General features: G+C 68.3%; 13 protein-coding genes. 9 read left to right on the top strand and 4 right to left on the bottom strand.

Going from position 1 to position 17,442, the window contains the following annotated elements:
* Positions 1-1,254, bottom strand: coding sequence for an MFS transporter (locus OO60_RS21585; protein ID WP_033261946.1), 1,254 nt, complete (start codon positions 1,252-1,254; stop codon positions 1-3).
* Between the two features lie 63 nt (positions 1,255-1,317).
* On the opposite strand from OO60_RS21585, the gene OO60_RS21580 reads away from it, so the two are divergent.
* From OO60_RS21580 to OO60_RS21570, 3 genes are read left to right on the top strand one after another with little or no spacing between them, the layout of a single operon-like run.
* Positions 1,318-1,821, top strand: coding sequence for an ArsR/SmtB family transcription factor (locus tag OO60_RS21580; protein ID WP_033262026.1), 504 nt, complete (start codon positions 1,318-1,320; stop codon positions 1,819-1,821).
* Between the two features lie 42 nt (positions 1,822-1,863).
* Positions 1,864-3,312: a GTPase HflX gene (gene hflX / locus OO60_RS21575; protein ID WP_033261945.1), complete on the top strand. Its 1,449-nt coding sequence runs from the start codon at positions 1,864-1,866 to the stop codon at positions 3,310-3,312.
* A gap of 52 nt (positions 3,313-3,364) precedes the next feature.
* Complete coding sequence (locus OO60_RS21570; protein WP_033261944.1) at positions 3,365-4,393, top strand: SdiA-regulated/phytase-like domain-containing protein; 1,029 nt, start codon at positions 3,365-3,367, stop codon at positions 4,391-4,393.
* Positions 4,394-4,470: 77 nt separating this feature from the next.
* On the opposite strand, the gene lexA is transcribed toward OO60_RS21570, so the two are convergent.
* A complete protein-coding gene (gene lexA / locus OO60_RS21565; RefSeq protein WP_051767737.1) occupies positions 4,471-5,130 on the bottom strand; it encodes a transcriptional repressor LexA in 660 nt (219 codons plus the stop codon).
* 360 nt (positions 5,131-5,490) lie between these two features.
* On the opposite strand from lexA, the gene OO60_RS21560 reads away from it, so the two are divergent.
* The 6 genes from OO60_RS21560 (at position 5,491) to OO60_RS21535 (ending at position 15,655) form a co-directional block, all read left to right on the top strand.
* Entirely contained in the window at positions 5,491-5,955 is a 465-nt protein-coding gene (locus OO60_RS21560; RefSeq protein ID WP_033261942.1) for a LysM peptidoglycan-binding domain-containing protein, read from the top strand.
* Between the two features lie 349 nt (positions 5,956-6,304).
* Complete coding sequence (gene nrdR / locus OO60_RS21555) at positions 6,305-6,799, top strand: transcriptional regulator NrdR (RefSeq protein ID WP_033261941.1); 495 nt, start codon at positions 6,305-6,307, stop codon at positions 6,797-6,799.
* A 30-nt stretch (positions 6,800-6,829) separates the two neighbouring features.
* Complete coding sequence (locus tag OO60_RS21550; RefSeq protein WP_004560967.1) at positions 6,830-9,631, top strand: vitamin B12-dependent ribonucleotide reductase; 2,802 nt, start codon at positions 6,830-6,832, stop codon at positions 9,629-9,631.
* 247 nt (positions 9,632-9,878) lie between these two features.
* Positions 9,879-13,925, top strand: coding sequence for an ATP-binding protein (locus OO60_RS21545; RefSeq protein ID WP_033261940.1), 4,047 nt, complete (start codon positions 9,879-9,881; stop codon positions 13,923-13,925).
* Positions 13,922-14,764, top strand: coding sequence for a hypothetical protein (locus tag OO60_RS21540; protein ID WP_033261939.1), 843 nt, complete (start codon positions 13,922-13,924; stop codon positions 14,762-14,764). Before OO60_RS21545 ends, OO60_RS21540 begins: the two co-directional genes overlap by 4 nt.
* Positions 14,765-14,908: 144 nt before the next feature.
* Positions 14,909-15,655, top strand: coding sequence for a ferritin-like domain-containing protein (locus tag OO60_RS21535; protein WP_004560964.1), 747 nt, complete (start codon positions 14,909-14,911; stop codon positions 15,653-15,655).
* Here the strand turns inward: OO60_RS21535 and OO60_RS21530 are convergent.
* Together OO60_RS21530 and OO60_RS21525 are read right to left on the bottom strand one after the other, a co-directional pair.
* The gene (locus OO60_RS21530; protein ID WP_156081313.1) at positions 15,652-16,752 is read right to left on the bottom strand and encodes a Shedu anti-phage system protein SduA domain-containing protein; all 1,101 of its coding nucleotides are present in this window, start codon (positions 16,750-16,752) and stop codon (positions 15,652-15,654) included. The genes OO60_RS21535 and OO60_RS21530 overlap by 4 nt on opposite strands.
* 105 nt (positions 16,753-16,857) lie before the next feature.
* Positions 16,858-17,409, bottom strand: a complete 552-nt coding sequence (locus OO60_RS21525; RefSeq protein WP_004560962.1) for a TetR/AcrR family transcriptional regulator — start codon at positions 17,407-17,409, stop codon at positions 16,858-16,860.
* Positions 17,410-17,442 lie beyond the last annotated feature (33 nt).

Genomic DNA, 17,442 nt, shown 5'->3' with positions numbered 1-17,442 from the left:
CTAGGCGGCCGCGGAACCGCTTTTCGCCTCGGTCGGCAAGTCGCGCATGCGCCGCAACGGCGACCACAGCACCCACACCACCGCGGCACTTTCGCCGGCGACCGCGACCCAGATCGCGCCGGTGAGGCCGAGCCACTCGCCGAGGCCGCCGCCCAGCAGGCCGCCGAGCGGCATCGTGCCCCAGACGACGCACCGCACGCTCGCGTTCATCCGGCCGAGCAGCCGGTCGGGGCAGATCGCCTGCCGGTAGGACACCTGCGCGACGTTGTAGACGATGATCCCGAAGCCGGCGGCCGCTTCGCCCAGCAGGGCGAGGCCGAACCGCCAGTCGAGGGCGGTGAGCGGGAGCAGCAGGTGCCCGGGCAGGGTGAACAGCGGCACCAGCCAGATCGCCCGCGCCTGGCCGAGCCGCCGGGTCAGCGCACCGGAGCAGAGCGCGCCGAGGATCCCGCCGGCGCCCCCGGCGGCCAGCAGCACCCCGACCGCGGCCGGCGGGAGACCGGCGACCCGCGTCAGGAACAGCACCTCCACGGCCATCAGCGCCGCGTTGAAGAAGTTCGCCGTCGCCGTCGTTCCCACGATGGCACGCAAGGGGCCATCGGCGAAGACGAAGCGCAGTCCTTCGGCGATCTGCAGCAGCAGCCGGGGCTGGTCGCCGCGCTCCGGTTCGGGTTCCCGCGTCCGGATGCGCAGCAGGCACAGCGCCGAGGTGAGGAAGCCGAGGCTGGTGACGAGCACGGTGTTGGCCGCCGTCACCAGCTGGACCAGCACACCGGCGGCGCTCGGCCCGGCGATCTGCGCGGTCGACTGGACGGCCTGCAGCTTCGTGTTGCCCTCCAGGAGGTGTTCCCGGCCGACGAGCGACGGCAGGTACGACTGGTAGGCGATGTCGAAGAACACCGTCGCCATGCCCACGAGCAGCACGACCACCAGCAGCTGCACGAACGTCAGCACACCGGTCCACCAGGCGAGCGGGACGGTCAGCAGCAGCGCGAAGCGGGTGAAGTCGGCGGTGAGCATGACCCGGCGGCGGCTGAGCCGGTCGACCCAGACCCCGGCGGGCAGCCCGATCAGCAGGAACGCGGCCGTCTCGGCCGCGGTGAGCAGGCCCATCTGGACCGGCGTCGCGGCCAGTGTCACCGCCGCGAGCAGCGGCACGGCGGTGTTGCCGACGAACGTGCCGAACTGGCTGGCCGTGTCGCCGGCCCACAACCGTCTGAAGTCCGCGTGGCGGAAGAGTGACCCCCGGTGCATGGGTCCCGAGTGTGGCCTGAGTGATTGGAAAGTGTCAATCACTGTTCGCTCTAGGCTGTGCGCGTGTCTTCTGAGCAACGACGCGCCGCGACCGAAGCCGAGGCCGCCGCGCTGGCCTCCGGAATACGGCTGCGCATCATCCGGTTGACCTTCTCGGAGGCGCTGACGAACAAGGAACTCGCGCAGCGGCTCGGCCGCGACCCGGCGACGACCCTGCACCACGTGCGCAAGCTGGTCGAAACCGGTTTCCTCGCCGCCCAGCCGCCGCGCCGCGGGGCCAGGGGCGCACGCGAAATCCCGTATCTTTCGACCGGGCTTTCGTGGACACTCGACTCATGCGGTGACCAGGACTTGGACCAGGCGATGCTCGAGGCGTACCTCGCCGAGATCGCCGAGACCGGTTTCGACGGCGTGCACCAGACACGCCTCGTCGTCCAGGTGGCCCCCGAGGAGCGGGCGGAGCTGGAAACGCGGCTCAACGCCCTGCTCGAGGAGTTCCGCGCGCGTCCCCGCCGTCCCGGCGCGGAGCGCACCGCGATCTACCTCGCCACCTATCCCAGCACGTAATAGTTCGGTTCCCGCGGCGAATCGTGGGACCATGGAGGCACGATGACAGAACTGACACACACCGAAGACCACGACGACGACCTGTACGACGGCGACCCGTCGACAGGCGAAATGGAGCTCGAAGACCGGGCGTCGCTGCGCCGGGTCCGGGGACTGTCCACGGAGCTGGACGACGTCACCGAGGTCGAGTACCGGCAACTGCGGCTGGAACGCGTCGTGCTGGTCGGCGTGTGGACCGAGGGCACGGCCCTGCAGTCCGAGGCGTCGCTGGCCGAGCTGGCGCGCCTGGCCGAGACGGCGGGCTCGGAGGTCCTCGAAGGCCTCATCCAGCGGCGGACCAAGCCGGACCCGGCCACCTACATCGGCTCGGGCAAGGTGCGGGAGCTGCGGGACATCGTCGGCTCCACCGGCGCCGACACCGTGATCTGCGACGGCGAGCTCTCGCCCGGCCAGCTGCGGCAGCTCGAGGAGAAGGTCAAGGTCAAGGTCATCGACCGGACCGCGCTGATCCTCGACATCTTCGCCCAGCACGCCCGGTCGAAAGAGGGCAAGGCGCAGGTCGAGCTGGCCCAGCTGCAGTACCTGATCCCGCGCCTGCGCGGGTGGGGTGCGTCGCTGTCCCGGCAGGCCGGTGGCCGCGCCGGCGGCGCGAACGGCGGCGTGGGCCTGCGCGGTCCCGGTGAGACCAAGCTCGAGACCGACCGGCGGCGGATCAACAAGCGCGTGGCGAAGCTGCGCCGGGAGATCGCGGCCATGGACACCATCCGCGAGACCAAGCGCGGGCGGCGGCTGGCCAACGAGGTGCCCAGCGTGGCGATCGTCGGCTACACCAACGCCGGCAAGTCGAGCCTGCTCAACGCGCTGACCGGGGCCGGGGTGCTGGTGGAGGACGCGCTGTTCGCCACCCTCGACCCGACCACCCGGCGCGCGCAGACGCCGGACGGCCGCGGCTTCACGCTGACCGACACCGTCGGGTTCGTGCGGCACCTGCCGCACCAGCTGGTGGACGCCTTCCGCTCGACGCTGGAGGAGGCCGCCGACGCGGACCTGCTGCTGCACGTGGTGGACGGGTCCGACCCGGCACCGGAGGAGCAGGTCAGCGCGGTGCGCGAGGTGCTCGGCGAGATCACGCGCAAGCGCAAGGAGCCGCTCCCGCCGGAGCTGCTGGTGATCAACAAGACCGACGCGTCCGACGAGGTCAGCCTGGCCCGCCTGCGGCACGCGCTGGCCGGTTCGGTCCAGGTCTCGGCCCGGACCGGGGCGGGCATCGCGGAGCTCGTCGAGGTGATCGCCGAGCGCCTGCCGCGCCCGGAGGTCACGGTCGACGTGCTGGTGCCGTACTCGCGCGGCGAGCTGGTCGCGCGGGCGCACGCGGACGGCGAGGTCCTCGAGGAGGAGCACGCCGAGGAAGGCACGCGCCTGCTGGTGCGGGTCCGCCCGGACCTCGCGGCGGCTTTGCGCGAGTACGAGACCAACTCGACCGGGGCCTGAGACGTCTCCGTAGTGTGCGGCTGCAGAGGTCGCACACTACGGAGGTGGCTGCGTGCGCTGGGTCGTCGCTCTTGCGGCAGTTTCGCTGGCCGTGTCCGGCGGGCCGGCTTTCGCGGCCTCGGCCCCGTCGGTGCCTTCGCCGGAGACGCTGTGCACGGTGAAGGACAGCCGCATCGGCGAGCTGTCGGGCCTGGTCTCGGACGGCTCGCAGCTGTACGCGATCAATGACGGCGGCAGCAAGGTCGAGGTGTTCGTGCTGGGCCGCGACTGCAAGGTGCAGAAGGTCCTCACGGAGAAGACGGACCCGTTCGACGTCGAGGACCTGGCCCGCACGCCGGACGGAACGCTGTGGCTGTCGGACACGGGCGACAACAAGAAGGGCCGGCTGACGGTCGCACTGCTGGAGCTGAACCCGCAGGGCAAGGTCACGCTCCACCGGCTGACGTACCCGGACGGCCAGCACGACACCGAAGCACTGATCATGGACAAGGCGGGCACGCCGTACCTGATCACCAAGGACATCCTGGGCGAGGCCCGGGTGTACCGGCCGTCGGGCCCCCTGGCGAGCCCGGGACCGACCAGCCTGGAGAAGGTGGGCACGGTCAAGATCCCGGAAACGGACACCCAGGGCGGCCCGGTGGGCTCGATCGGCTCGGTCCTGGTAACGGGCGGCGCATCGTCGGCCGACGGCACGGTGGTGGCGCTGCGGACGTACACGGACGCGTATGTGTACGCGGCCCCGGACGGCGATGTATTGGCGGCGTTGCAGCGCCAGCCGGTCCGGATCCCGTTGCCGGGGGAGAAGCAGGGCGAGGCGATCGCGTTCGACCCCGACGGGACGTTGCTGTCGGGGAGCGAAGGAGTGGGCCAGCCCCTCCGCACGGTGCGGGGCGCGGCGGCGTTGGCCGCGCAGTCCGGCGCACCGGCGGAGGGGACGGCTTCGACCGGCACGAACGCTTCGTCCGGCTCGGCGGGGGACGGGGCCGGGCTCCCCGTCCTGCCCGCGGCCGGGATCACGCTCGCGGTGGTCGGTCTCGGCTGGTTCGGCTTCAGCAAGCTGCGCCGCCGCACCCGCCGCTGACCTCCGGCTCCCCACGGCCGAAGATCATCCGATCCGGTGAACCTCCCGGGCCGTGCGAAAGCCCGGAAGCACCTCGGCTAAAGCCGCCGCAGCACCGCCACGACCTTGCCGAGCACCGTGGCGTCGTCGCCGGGGATCGGCTCGTACGCCTCGTTGTGCGGCATCAGCCAGATGTGGCCGCCCTTGCGCTTGAACGTCTTGACCGTCGCTTCGCCGTCGATCATCGCCGCGACGATCTCGCCGTTGTCCGCGTCCGGCTGCTGCCGAACCACCACCCAGTCGCCGTCGGTGATGGCCGCGTCGACCATCGAGTCACCCGTGACCTTCAGCAGGAACAGCTCGCCCTCGCCGACGATCTCCCGCGGCAGCGGGAAGACGTCCTCGATGGCCTGCTCGGCCAGCACCGGGCCACCGGCGGCGATCCGGCCGACCAGCGGCACGTACGCCGCCTTCGGCATCGACGGCGGCTGGTCCATCTCGATGCCCATGGGGTTGTCGTCGGTCGCCGACAGCACGCCGACCGCGCGCGGCCGGTTCGCGTCGCGCCGCAGGTAGCCCTTGCGCTGGAGAGCGCGCAGCTGGTGCGAGACCGACGACGTCGACGTCAGCCCGACCGCCTCACCGATTTCGCGGACGCTCGGCGGGTAGCCGTAGCGGCTCACCCACGTGCGGATCACGTCGAGCACCTGCTGCTGGCGGACGGTGAGGGTCTCGTCCACGTCGTACACCTCGGGCATGGCGTGCACCTTGCCCGAGTCGCCGGGGGACCCGCTGGTCCTGCCCGCCTTGTTCTCCTTCGCCACTGCGTCGCCTCCCAGACGTTCGCTGCACGTATCTGCGCGCCGGCCGCCGCCCGCGGGGTGCGGGCACGCTCGCCGGCGGCATCTGCCCGGCAGATGCCCTGGTCACCGACGTTAGCCCCCGGGCACGACGATTTCAAACATCTGTTCGATCGACACGCCGTGTCCGCTCGATTTTGTCGGTGGCAGGTGGTAGACCTTCGCACGGGCGTTCGATAGAACGCCTGTTCGACCTTGATCCACGGGCCGCTCCCGGTCCGGGAATCGGGCGGACACCAGGGTTTCGAGGAGGTTCGGATGTCCATTCTGGCCGAACGCGGGCACGCCCGCCCGGCGACCCCGGTCCCGGCGCCGCTTCGTCCCGTGCGCGTGCTGCGCGGGCTTCGCGGCGAGGTCCGGCGCCCGCCGACGCGCGCCCGGGTCGTCGCGGGCCGCCGCCCGGCGGGCTCGCCGTGCGCGGCGCCCCGGCGGATCCCGGTGCGCTGGCCGTGGCTGGCGGTGCTCGCGGTGGCGAGCTGCCTGGTGGTGATCGGGCTGGGGCTCCTCGGCGGGCCGTCCGCCGCGCCGGTGCCGGAGCGGACGGCGACGGTGTCGGTCGGCCAGGGCGACACGCTGTCGTCGCTGGCCGCCCGGTTCGCGCCGGACAGCGACCCGGCCGCCGTCGTCGCCCGGATCGAGGACCTCAACCGCCTGGACGGCGCCGTGCTGGTGCCCGGCCTGCCGCTGACGGTGCCGGTCGCCGGTACCGTCCCGGCGCCCTGACCCCGTGGAGCGCCGGGTGAAGATCACCCGCTTCGGTGAACCTCGCGTTGGGCCGGACCGGTGAACGCCAGGTCGTCGCGGCCAGGCTCGTGCACTTCTCACCCGGGCGTGGCCGACACGCCGCCGCAGCTTGCGCACTCCTCCGCCGAGTTCTACGCTCGCCCGCTATATGTAGTAGTTACACCGCTGTAGTTGGTCCACAGGTTGGGGTAGACTGGGCAGCAGTTGTCCACAGCTGGTCGGCGTTTACCCACCGGATGTCCACAAAACGATCACCAGGTGCAGGGGTGCGTGGTGGTTGCGGGACGTCGACCGGGGCGGCCGGCGCGGAGGGGAAGGTGATCGGCGGATGAGGTGCCCGTTCTGCCGGCATGCGGACTCTCGGGTCGTCGACTCCCGAGAGGTGGATGAAGGCCAGGCGATCCGCAGGCGGCGCTCGTGCGCGTCGTGCGGACGGCGGTTCACGACTTCGGAGACGATGGTGCTCGCCGTCGTCAAGCGGTCCGGGGTCACCGAACAGTTCAGCCGGGACAAGGTGGTGAGCGGCGTCCGCCGCGCCTGCCAGGGCAGGCCGGTCGACGACGACGCGCTGCAGCAGCTCGCGCAGCGCGTGGAGGAGTCGATCCGCTCCGCCGGGCTGGCGGAGATCCCGAGTCACGAGGTCGGCCTGGCCATCCTGGGCCCGCTGCGTGAACTCGACGGGGTCGCCTACCTCCGGTTCGCCAGTGTCTACCGCTCGTTCTCGTCGGTCGAGGACTTCGAGAAGGAGATCGCCGACCTCCGTGAGGCCATGGCGGGTGCTGCTGCCGAGAAGGACAGCGATCAGCGCGAAGACGGCGACTGAGCCGTCCCGCTGCGGGAGAGGGTTCAACCGATGACGGAAACCGTGGGAACGGGGGCCCGCGCGGCCGCCGGCAAGAAGAGCAAGGCCGGGCTGAGCGTGCAGCGCGTCTTCACGACCGAGGGGCAGCACCCGTACGACCAGGTCACCTGGGAGCAGCGGGACGTCGTCATGACGAACTGGCGCGACGGCTCGATCAACTTCGAGCAGCGCGGCGTGGAGTTCCCCGACTTCTGGTCGGTCAACGCCACCAACATCGTCACCAGCAAGTACTTCCGCGGCGCCGTCGGCAGCCCGCAGCGCGAGCGCAGCCTCAAGCAGCTCATCGACCGGGTCGTGCGGACCTACGTCAAGGCCGCGGGCGACCACGGCTACTTCGCCACCCCGCAGGACCTCGAAATCTTCGAGCACGAGCTCACCTGGATGCTGCTGCACCAGGTCTTCAGCTTCAACTCCCCGGTCTGGTTCAACGTCGGCACGCCGTCGAAGCAGCAGGTCAGCGCGTGTTTCATCCTCGCGGTCGACGACACGATGGAGTCGATCCTCAACTGGTACCGCGAAGAGGGCCTGATCTTCAAGGGCGGCTCCGGCGCCGGTCTCAACCTCTCCCGCATCCGCTCCTCGAAGGAACTGCTGACCTCCGGCGGCACCGCGTCCGGCCCGGTCTCGTTCATGCGCGGCGCCGACGCGTCCGCGGGCACCATCAAGTCCGGCGGCGCCACCCGGCGCGCGGCGAAGATGGTCGTGCTCGACATCGACCACCCGGACATCGAGGAGTTCGTCCAGACGAAGGCGCGCGAAGAGGAGAAGATCAAGGTCCTCCGCGACGCCGGGTTCGACATGGACCTCTCCGGCGCGGACATCTCCTCGGTGCAGTACCAGAACGCGAACAACTCGGTCCGCGTCTCGGACGAGTTCATGCAGGCGGTCGAGAACGGCACCGACTTCGGCCTGCGCGCCCGGCTCACCGGCGAGGTCATCGACCGCACCGATGCGAAGAAGCTGTTCCGCAGCGTCGCCCAGGCCGCGTGGGAGTGCGCCGACCCCGGCATCCAGTACGACGGCACGATCAACGACTGGCACACCTGCCCCGAGTCGGGCCGGATCACCGCGTCGAACCCGTGCAGCGAGTACATGCACCTCGACAACTCCAGCTGCAACCTGGCGTCGCTGAACCTGCTCAAGTTCGTCACCCCTGAGGGCACGTTCGACGCGCCGCTGTTCGCCCGCGCCGTCGAGTTCGTCATCACGGCGATGGACGTCTCGATCTGCTTCGCGGACTTCCCGACCGAGCCGATCGCCGACACCACGCGGAAGTTCCGCCAGCTCGGCATCGGGTACGCCAATCTCGGCGCCCTGCTGATGGCGCTGGGCCACGCGTACGACTCCGACGGCGGCCGCGCGCTCGCGGCGGCGATCACCTCGCTGATGACGGGCGTCTCCTACCGGCGTTCGGCCGAGCTGGCCCGGGCCGTCGGCGCGTACGAGGGTTACGCCCGCAACGCCGAGGCGCACCAGCGCGTGATGCGCAAGCACGCGGCGGCGAACGAGCTCGTCCGCACCTACCACTCGAACGACGCCGCCGTGCGCGCGCTGGCGACCGAGGAGTGGAAGAAGGGCATCGACCTCGGCACGAAGCACGGCTGGCGCAACGCGCAGGCGTCCGTGCTCGCGCCCACCGGCACCATCGGCTTCATGATGGACTGCGACACGACCGGCATCGAGCCGGACTTCTCGCTGGTCAAGTTCAAGAAGCTGGTCGGCGGCGGGTCGATGCAGATCGTCAACCAGACGGTGCCGCGCGCGCTGACCGCGCTGGGCTACCTGGACGAGCAGGTCGAGGCGATCGTCGAGTACGTGGCGCAGCACGGCCACGTCGTCGACGCGCCGGGGCTGCGGCCGGAGCACTACGAGGTGTTCGACTGCGCGGTCGGCGAGCGCTCGATCGCGCCGATGGGGCACGTCCGGATGATGGCCGCGGTGCAGCCGTTCCTGTCCGGCGCCATTTCCAAGACGGTCAACATGCCGGAGTCGGCGACGGTCGAAGAGGTCGAGGAGATCTACTTCCAGGGCTGGAAGCTCGGCCTGAAGGCGCTCGCCATCTACCGCGACAACTGCAAGGTCGGCCAGCCGCTGTCGACGGCGAAGAAGGAGAAGGCCGCGGCGGAGCCGGAGAAGGTGGTCGAGTACCGCCCGGTGCGCAAGCGCCTGCCGAAGAAGCGCCCGAGCCAGACGGTGTCGTTCACCGTCGGCGGCGCGGAGGGCTACCTGACGGCCGGTTCGTACCCGGACGACGGCCTCGGCGAGATCTTCGTCAAGCTCGGCAAGCAGGGCTCGACCCTGGCGGGTGTGATGGACGCGTTCTCGATGTCGATTTCGGTCGGCCTCCAGCACGGCATCCCGCTCGAGTTCTACGTTTCGAAGTTCAGCAACCTGCGCTTCGAGCCGGCGGGCATGACCGACGACCCGGACATCCGGATCGCGACGAGCGTGATGGACTACCTGTTCCGCCGCCTGGCCCTGGACTACCTGCCGTACGAGAAGCGCTCCCAGCTGGGCATCCTCTCGGCGGACGAGCGCTCGGCCGAGGTGGAGGCGAGCTACGGCGCCCCGAAGGTCGACCTCGAGGCCCTCCAGTCCACAGTGGATGCCTCGCCGGAGCCACACGTGGAAGAGCACCCGCACCGCGAAGCCCAGACGACGACGGAGCTGATGGAGCTCCGCCTCGGCAAGGCGGCGGACGCCCCACTGTGCATGACGTGCGGCACGAAGATGCGCCCGGCAGGCTCGTGCTACGCCTGCGAAGGCTGCGGCGCGACTTCGGGCTGTAGCTGAATTTCCTTCGGCTGAGCCGGTCGGAAACCCGACCGGCTCAGCCGAGGAGCCGCTGCCGTTCCGGAACCGGGCGGCGGCCCGGCGACGAACCCGAACCGGCCCGTGGGTAACCTCTGCAGGCCCGTCTTGGCGATAATCCGGGTGGAATGCGCCCGCGTCGTTTCGGAATCCGAGAGCGGTCAGGCCTGCCCGTGCGGCTGCGTATGTTTTCGAGTGCGCTCCTGCCCGAGTGCGTATCATCCAGGCAATGATCCGGGTCTTGGTTGTCGGGGCCGCCACCTTTGAGGCGGACGTCCCAGCCGGCGAGTGGAATCCGGCTGTGCCCGGTGGGTACACGTCACTGCCGGCTGTCCTGCCCGCGGTGCGGGGGCTGGCTCGCGCGTTCTCCCGGCTGGAAAACGTAGAACTGATCGACGGCGCACCGCTCGTGGATCCGGACCATCGGACTGTGCAGACGTGGTGGCAGGAGGTGCGTCAGCGGAACAATGGTCCATTGGTCGTCTGTTTCACCGGCCACGGCGTCGCTCACGGCCAGACGCTCTACCTGCCGGTAAGTGACACCGATCCGGCACGGCTACCGGACACCTCGATCAACGTCAGCCAGTGGCTGGACACCATCGAACACACCGACAGCGCGGTGCCCACCTTGTTCTTGTTCGATGTGTGCCACGCCGGCTCGGCGGTATGGCACCAGATCTCCCAGCGAGTCGGTGACACGGATCGAAAGGCATGGTTGATCGCTTCCTGTGCTCCGGATGAAAAGGCGTTCGGGGCCCGGTTCACGGCGGCACTCGCGACCGTACTGGATCGGCTTCGCGAAGGTCGGCTCCATATCGCTCCGTCACTGCGATACGCGCCATTGGAGACCATCGCAAGCGAGGTCGACCGGGAACTCGCCCGCCGGTCCAGACCGGCTGAACTTCCGCAGACTGTGTTCCGCACTCCGTCTTTCGTCGCCTCAGGACGTGAACAGCCGTTCTTCGTCAACCCCGGTCACACGGAGGATCCGTACCAGCAGCTGCGCCAGACCATCGATACCGCACTGCGGGAGCTCACCGATGTCGTGATCGCCGGTCTCGATCCGGAGCACTTCGTGACCAGGGCAATCGGTACAGCGTCCTGGTCAACGGCTTTTGGTGCATGTTTTTTCACGGGACGGGTTGGGGAACTCCGGACCGTCGGTGAATGGCTGGCCGGCGACGGCTCTTTGCTGATGATTACCGGCAGCCCGGGGGCGGGAAAATCGGCTTTGCTCGGGGTTGTCACCTGTTTGTGTCACCCACAGTTGCGCCGGCTCAGCCCCCCGATCCGAGCTCGTTTGTCGGCGTCGGTGCGGCACATCGAGTGGCCTTCGCCTTTCGCTGCGGTCCATGCGCGGGCCCGCGACGTGTCGGACGTGGTCACGTCGTTCGCGGCTCAGCTCGGTCTCGCCGCACCGCCGGCCGACGCCGAACGGATCGTGGACTTCTTCGCCAATCAGCTCGCAACCCTCCCGCAGCCTCCGGTGCTGGTGATCGATGCCGTCGACGAGTCGCTGGACAGTCGGACGCTGGTCGATGACTTCATCGCTCCGCTACTTCGAAAAAGGGCCTCCGATCGGCCCCTTTGCCGCATCATGGTCGGCGTCCGGCCTTGGTGGGACCAGCTGGAAGGGTTGCGGTACGCGGCTTCCCGTGGTGTGGTGATAGATCTCGATTCCTCGACGCCGGCCGAAGAGCTCGCGACCGACCTTGCCACGTATCTTGAAGACATCCTGGCGGCCGGGCCAGGGTACGACCGGGCCGTCGTCATGGCCGTCGGCCGACGACTCGCGCGGTCGGCGGGCCGTTTCTTGCTCGCATCCCTGTTCGCCCGCTATCTGGACCGCCACCCCGGTCTGTCGATCGACCAGGCGATCGCGGTCCTGCCCGCAGATCTGCCGGGCATGTTCCGCCTGCATATGGAGTCTTCTCCGGTGCCGTGGCTACGGCCGGTGTTGACCGTCGTAGCCAACGCGAAGGGGCAGGGCATTCCGCTCGAATTGATCCACCACTGCCTTCCGGACGGCGCTGAAGAGGCAACGATCGATGATGTTCGTCAGGCGGTCACGGAGGCGGTGTTTTACCTGCGTACCGATACCGACGTTGACGGCCGCCTCCTCTATCGGCTCTTCCACCAGAGTCTGATCGATCACTTCCACGACGAGGCAGGCGAAGCAGTCATGACGGACCGGCTGCTGTCGACGGTCATACCCGGAAATCCGGTGCCTGCCTGGCATTCCGCGTTTCCTTACGTCCTCCGTCATGTCCTCGACCATGCCGCGTCCGGCAGCGCTACCATCGTGAATCGCCTGCTGACTGATCCGGCTTTCTTGGTCCACGCAGATCCTGCCGGCGTGGTAAGGAATCTGGATCGAGCGACGTCGGTCATGGCTCAGCGGCACGGATCCGTCTACGCCGGCGAGTGGCTGGGCATCCGCGAAGCCAATCCTGCCCGACGTAAGCAGTTGCTTGCCTTCTCGGCGGCTCGGCAAGATCACCGGGATCTCGTAAGCTGGCTTCGGGATGTGGTCACCGAATCGGAACCGCCTCCGCTCGAGCCTCGATGGGTGACCGGGGCGGCGGCACAAAACCTGCTTCTGGTCTTCGAACCTGCCACGGCCGAAGCTGTGACCGCTCTCGCCGTCGGACGCGGTGGTACCGGTCCGGTAGTGGTGGTCGGTGGTCGCGGGGGAACGGTGGACGTGCACGATGCCCTTGACGGATCGGCGCTGTTCTCCCTCGACTGTCACGATGAGCCGATCCTGGCGATCGAGACCCTCGACCGCGGCGACCTTTCGATCGCGGTTGTCGGCAGCGCGAGCCGGATACGAGTTTCGAGCCTCAACGACGGATTTCTGTTCGCCGAATACGAGGATCCTGATCTCGGCTTGGTGGCACTAGGCGCTTTCATCGACGAGGACTCGGGGGCGCCCGTCGCCTGTGTGATCACCAGCGCGGGTGATTTGATGTTCATCTACCTGGACGATGGGGAAGTTCGCGCTCTCCAGTCCGGTTTGCCGGCCGATATCCTTGCGGTCCAGGTCGTTGCCCGTGGTGATGAGTTGATGGTCAGAACAAGGTGTGCCGACGACTATGAGCCGGAGGCCGGAGTAGCTGCCTTGGCTCTTAGTGAATTCGAGGGGCAGCCAGTCGAGGTTGTCGGACTTCGGGACAGCCGTATAGAATTGTGGCGAAGTGAGGGCGATGACTTTCTGTGCTGTCTGCACTCATACGAAGGGGTGTCGGCGGTAATTCGGCTTTCTCGCTGGCCCAGGGAAAATGGCCACATATCGACCGTTCATACGGTCGGCCTGCGTACCGAAGAAGTGGTGGCAGTGGCCTTAGGGCGTGCGCGTGGTATCCCTATTGTGGTCGGGGTGCTTGCTGACAACCAAATCCGAGTGTGGGATGTCTCGTATCGGGCCATTGTCGGCCTCGGTCACAACGAGGATGTGTCGATTTCTATTTTGAACCGGCGACCTGGCGGTTTGGTCGTCGCCGACTGTGCAGCTCAAGAGCTTCCTTGCTGGAACGATGTGGAGCGAAGGTTTCAATCCGTCTTGCGAGAACGTCGGGTGAGGGCGTGGGAGATGGACACTGGCGAGGAAATATTTGTCGATGGCATTGGCGCATTGGAAGAATCCACGACCAGGTCTCGAACGCCGCCGCCGAACGTGGATACCTGTGTCGCCTGGGCTGGTGGTGCACTGGAAGGTCGTGGTGAATTGCTTGTCAGCGTGGAGCGGAATGGGGCGGTTATGGTTCGGGAAGCTACGACTGGCGAGTATCTGGGTGGCCCTTTGCGCCTCCCGGTGCACCAGGTGTACCGCGCTGCGATTGCGATGAACGAGCGCGGAGTGGCGATCTGCTATGACGGTGAGATCGCCATGCTGGAGTGGGCATTGGGCGATCGAGGCGGGCTCGGCGGCCGGGTTGCCGTTCCCTTTCCGGCTGGCACTCATATCGCGGTCTGGGTTCCAGCTGAGTTCAGTGTCGAACGCGAGGCGGTCGACCGATGGGATCTCTACGCACTCGACAGTTGGGAATCTGGTAAAGCCGTTCGGGACCCGGAAGGTAGTCTGGCAGCTCCGGTCGACGTGGAGCCCGATGTGATGCTCCGCTGCATCGCGACGGTCCTCGACAGTCAAGGGCGGGACGTCATCGAACTCGAAGCGACATCGTTGGTGATTTCATTCGATGGCGACCAAGTGCAAGACCGGAGTGTCCCCGCGTTCGTCGTGGTGACGCAGCAGCGGCCGCGAGTCACCCGATGACCCCTGTGCTGGCGGTACACGGAATCGGCAACCTCCGTCGTTCCGTAGAGCCGGACCGAGCCGCGGCAGAGCTGGCCGAGGACTGGCAACCACGTCTCGACGCCGGCTACCGGGCTGCCGGACTCGACGTCGGCGCGCCGCGCCTCGCCGTCGCCTACTACGCTCATTTGCTGGCTGACGTCGATGTGCAGGCGGTTCACGGGAGCGAACTCGGCAGTCTGACACCGGGGGAACGGGCCGTGGTCCGGGCTTGGCTGCTGGCCGCCGGGGCGCCTGAACCCGAAGAGGCGCAGGGATGGCTCACCGCTCCCCTTCGTCAAGCTTTTGACTGGCTGGCACGCAGGCGGGGGCGCTCCTTCGACGTGTTGGCGCGGATCGCGGTCGCGTTGGCACGCGACGCCAACTCTTACCTCACCAAACCCGGACGCCGGCGTGCCGCCCGCGAGATCGTCGCGGCGGCCATCGAGCAGCACCACCCCAGAGTTCTCGTCGCCCACTCACTTGGTTCAGTGGTCGCCTACGAGGCGTTGCACGCATACCCTCAGCTGAAGGTCGATCTGTTCGTCACCGTCGGATCACCACTCGGCCTGCCGTTTGCGATCTTCGACGCGTTGGAGCCGGAGCCGGCCGAGGGTCGAGGTACCCGGCCGGTGGGTGTGGGGAAGTGGGTCGATTTGGCCGACCCCGGTGACTTGGTAGCGGTGCCGAAACGGCTCGGCGACCGGTTTCCGGTCGACCGGCACGAGCAATGTGCCATCGGTATGCTGGACTTCCATACCCTGGGTGCCTATCTGGCGCATGACCGCACCGCGCTGACTATCGCAGCACCGCATGACTGAGCAGATTCGGCATGCGACTAATCGCTGCGAGGTCACCAGTAAGCACTGGGCTGCACCTCGGTGATCGGTTGACGTACGAATCATCACCGAATCTCCACGAAACCCTGCCCATCCGGTCCACAAACACGCGGCATCATCGAACCGATGACGTACGCACACTGGCTCCAGGATTTCGAAACCGAGGCCGAACGCCGCCGGCAGCGCGAAGACCCGCCGTGGGAACGGGGCGCGCGCCTGCATCCCGACGTCGCCAAGAGCATCCAACGGTTCCAGGTCGGCGAAGCCGGGGACGGCGCCAACCTCATCGCGAAAGCCGCCGGGGACGACACCTACCTCGCCGCCGTGAAGCTCTTCGTCGCCGAGGAGCAGAACCACGCCCGGATGCTCGCCGGACTGCTGGCCGCCGCGAACGTGTCCACCATCCCGGGGCACTGGTCGGACACCGTGTTCGTCAAGCTGCGGCGGGCGCTCGGGCTGCGGCTGGAGCTCATGGTGCTGCTCATCGCCGAAGTCGTCGCCCTGCGGTACTACCGCGCCCTGCGCGACGGCACGACCGATCCCTTGGTGTGCCAGGTCGCGGCCCGCATCCTCGCCGACGAGGAGCGGCACGTGCCGTTCCACTGCCACCGGCTCGAGATCGGCTTCCGCGCCCTCCGCAAGCCCGCCCGGGCGGCGGTGTTAGGCGCGTGGCGGATCCTCCTGCTCGGGGTCGCGGTCACGGTCGCCGCGGACCACGGGCCGGCACTGCACAGGCTCGGCGTCGGGCGGGTCGTCTTCGTCGCCGAGGTGCTCACCGAGTTCGAGGCCGCCCTCGCGCGGATCCGCGGGGAAGAGGCGAGGCCGAAGCCGCGGTATCTCCCGAAGCGCGCCCGGCCGCGCGGGCTCTTCTAGCCCTTCTCGCTCTCGATGGCGAGTGAGCGTTCGGCATTGTCCAGTAGTTCCTTGTAGGTGATCACGGTGATCCGAGCATGCTCAGCGTTGTATGTGCGAAGCGTCTCCGTGATTTTCTGCTCGTCGAACTGCGATTGGAATGCGGGATGCCCGATCACGACGGTGCCGGTCGCCCGCCGGGACTCGACGCCGTGCTCGTGGCGTATCGCATGGCGATCTTCGTCGAAAGCAGTGAGGTAATTCGAGACTTGGCTCATTGCTTCGTGGACTCGTCGGTCGACGATCAGGCCGAAGCTGCGGTAGGTCCGGACTAGCGGCACATTCGCCCGTTTGAGCTCTACGACGTGGAGGGAGCCGTCGGGACGCAACAGCGGAATGTCGACCTCGGTTCCGGTGGTGAACCGGCGCCGGTACGCTTCCCCGACGTAGCTTCCCCCGAAGAGCCAGTAGGAGCCGCGAAGCGCTTGCTGAAGGTGGGCTTCGGTGCTGTTCGGATTTTCGACGACGTCCCGGATCACGGACAGCCGCTCCCGGCGGAGCTGCAACTGAGCTGCCTCGACCAGGCTGGTCAATTCGACCTCCGACAGGTCGAAGACTCCGACTTCGTTGTCGAGGTCCGGATGCACCCTTCGGGTCAGGACTTCGGCCAGCCATACCTGTCTCTCGGTGTCGAGGCGGAGGATCCGGTAGTGGCCACGTTCGCGGTCTTCGACCACCTTGGTCGACAGCTCACTGAGTCCCTCGAGGTGGTCCACGAGCTCGGCGGCCGTGGCCTCCGGGTGGTCGGCCAGGTACTTCTTGGCTTGGTAGGCGCCCAGCGCATGCGCGTTGGACGCCATGAGGTCCACCGCGTGGAGATTGGTCTCCCGCGCATCGTAGAGCTGGTACTTGCGGGTCACGTCGTTGGTGAGAAGCCGGCCGGTCGCGTGCCCGATCAGATCGTCCAGTCGATCGGCCGTTGCCGTGTCACCGGCTGCCAGTGCCTCGCGGTGGGCGAACCCGGCCAGCTCCAGCATCCGCTTCCCGCCGCGATTCCGGGACCTGGTCAGGTGCTCCCGCAGGTCGGCGACCCCGGCGCGGACGTCCGGGTCGGCCACGTGCTCCTCGATGCAATCGAGGAGCAGCCTCGTGACTTGGTCCGAACGGACGTTCCTGCGCGATCCGTCAGTGTGGGGCATTGGATTCTCCAATGAGAGCGCTCGTCAGGGAAGTGATCGAAAGGCCAGCTGCCTCAGCGTCGCGGTGATCCGCTCCACTGGCACTCCCCGCGACGTCTGGTGCAGGAACAGCTCCGGCGCCAGCGGGGCCAGCAACACGTCCGCCAGGACGTCGGGGTCCGGTGCGCCCGCCGCCTCCGCCAGCACCCGGACGTGCGTGCGCCAGAACCCGTACGCGCCCGTCGTGAACCGGGAATGGCCCACCTCGGCGCCCAGCACCAGGGGCGCGTGCCGCTCCAGCAGCACCACCATCGCCTCGTAGAACGCCGCCAACCGTTCGGACGGCGGCGCACCCGGGCCCAGCGGTGGGTCGCCGCGCAGCAGCGCCTCCTGGAGCTGGCGTTCGTGCTCGTCCAGCAGCGCCACGGCGATCGTCGCGCGGTCCGGGTAGCGGCGGTACAGCGTTCCGCGGCCGACGCCGGCCGCCCGGGCGATGTCCTCCATCGTCACCTCGGCCGCGCCGCGGGTGGTGAAGAGCTCCTCGGCCGCCGCGAGGATCTTCGCGCGGTTGCGGGCCGCGTCGGCGCGTTCGGGCATGGGCGCCAGCCTAGGGAATATCCGGACGAGACG

Source organism: Amycolatopsis vancoresmycina (assembly GCF_000716785.1).
GTDB classification, from domain to species: domain Bacteria; phylum Actinomycetota; class Actinomycetes; order Mycobacteriales; family Pseudonocardiaceae; genus Amycolatopsis; species Amycolatopsis vancoresmycina.
The sequence above is the reverse complement of the archived record's forward strand: the minus strand, read 5'-3'. Positions and strand labels throughout refer to the sequence as shown.

What these genes read in the sequence shown, in the direction of transcription:
- OO60_RS21585 (WP_033261946.1), bottom strand. Translation starts at nt 1,254, where the DNA reads ATGCACCGGGGGTCACTCTTCCGCCACGCGGACTTCAGACGGTTGTGG.
- hflX (WP_033261945.1), top strand. Translation starts at nt 1,864, where the DNA reads ATGACAGAACTGACACACACCGAAGACCACGACGACGACCTGTACGAC.
- lexA (WP_051767737.1), bottom strand. Translation starts at nt 5,130, where the DNA reads ATGCCCGAGGTGTACGACGTGGACGAGACCCTCACCGTCCGCCAGCAG.
- OO60_RS21560 (WP_033261942.1), top strand. Translation starts at nt 5,491, where the DNA reads ATGTCCATTCTGGCCGAACGCGGGCACGCCCGCCCGGCGACCCCGGTC.
- nrdR (WP_033261941.1), top strand. Translation starts at nt 6,305, where the DNA reads ATGAGGTGCCCGTTCTGCCGGCATGCGGACTCTCGGGTCGTCGACTCC.
- OO60_RS21550 (WP_004560967.1), top strand. Translation starts at nt 6,830, where the DNA reads ATGACGGAAACCGTGGGAACGGGGGCCCGCGCGGCCGCCGGCAAGAAG.
- OO60_RS21545 (WP_033261940.1), top strand. Translation starts at nt 9,879, where the DNA reads ATGATCCGGGTCTTGGTTGTCGGGGCCGCCACCTTTGAGGCGGACGTC.
- OO60_RS21540 (WP_033261939.1), top strand. Translation starts at nt 13,922, where the DNA reads ATGACCCCTGTGCTGGCGGTACACGGAATCGGCAACCTCCGTCGTTCC.
- OO60_RS21535 (WP_004560964.1), top strand. Translation starts at nt 14,909, where the DNA reads ATGACGTACGCACACTGGCTCCAGGATTTCGAAACCGAGGCCGAACGC.
- OO60_RS21525 (WP_004560962.1), bottom strand. Translation starts at nt 17,409, where the DNA reads ATGCCCGAACGCGCCGACGCGGCCCGCAACCGCGCGAAGATCCTCGCG.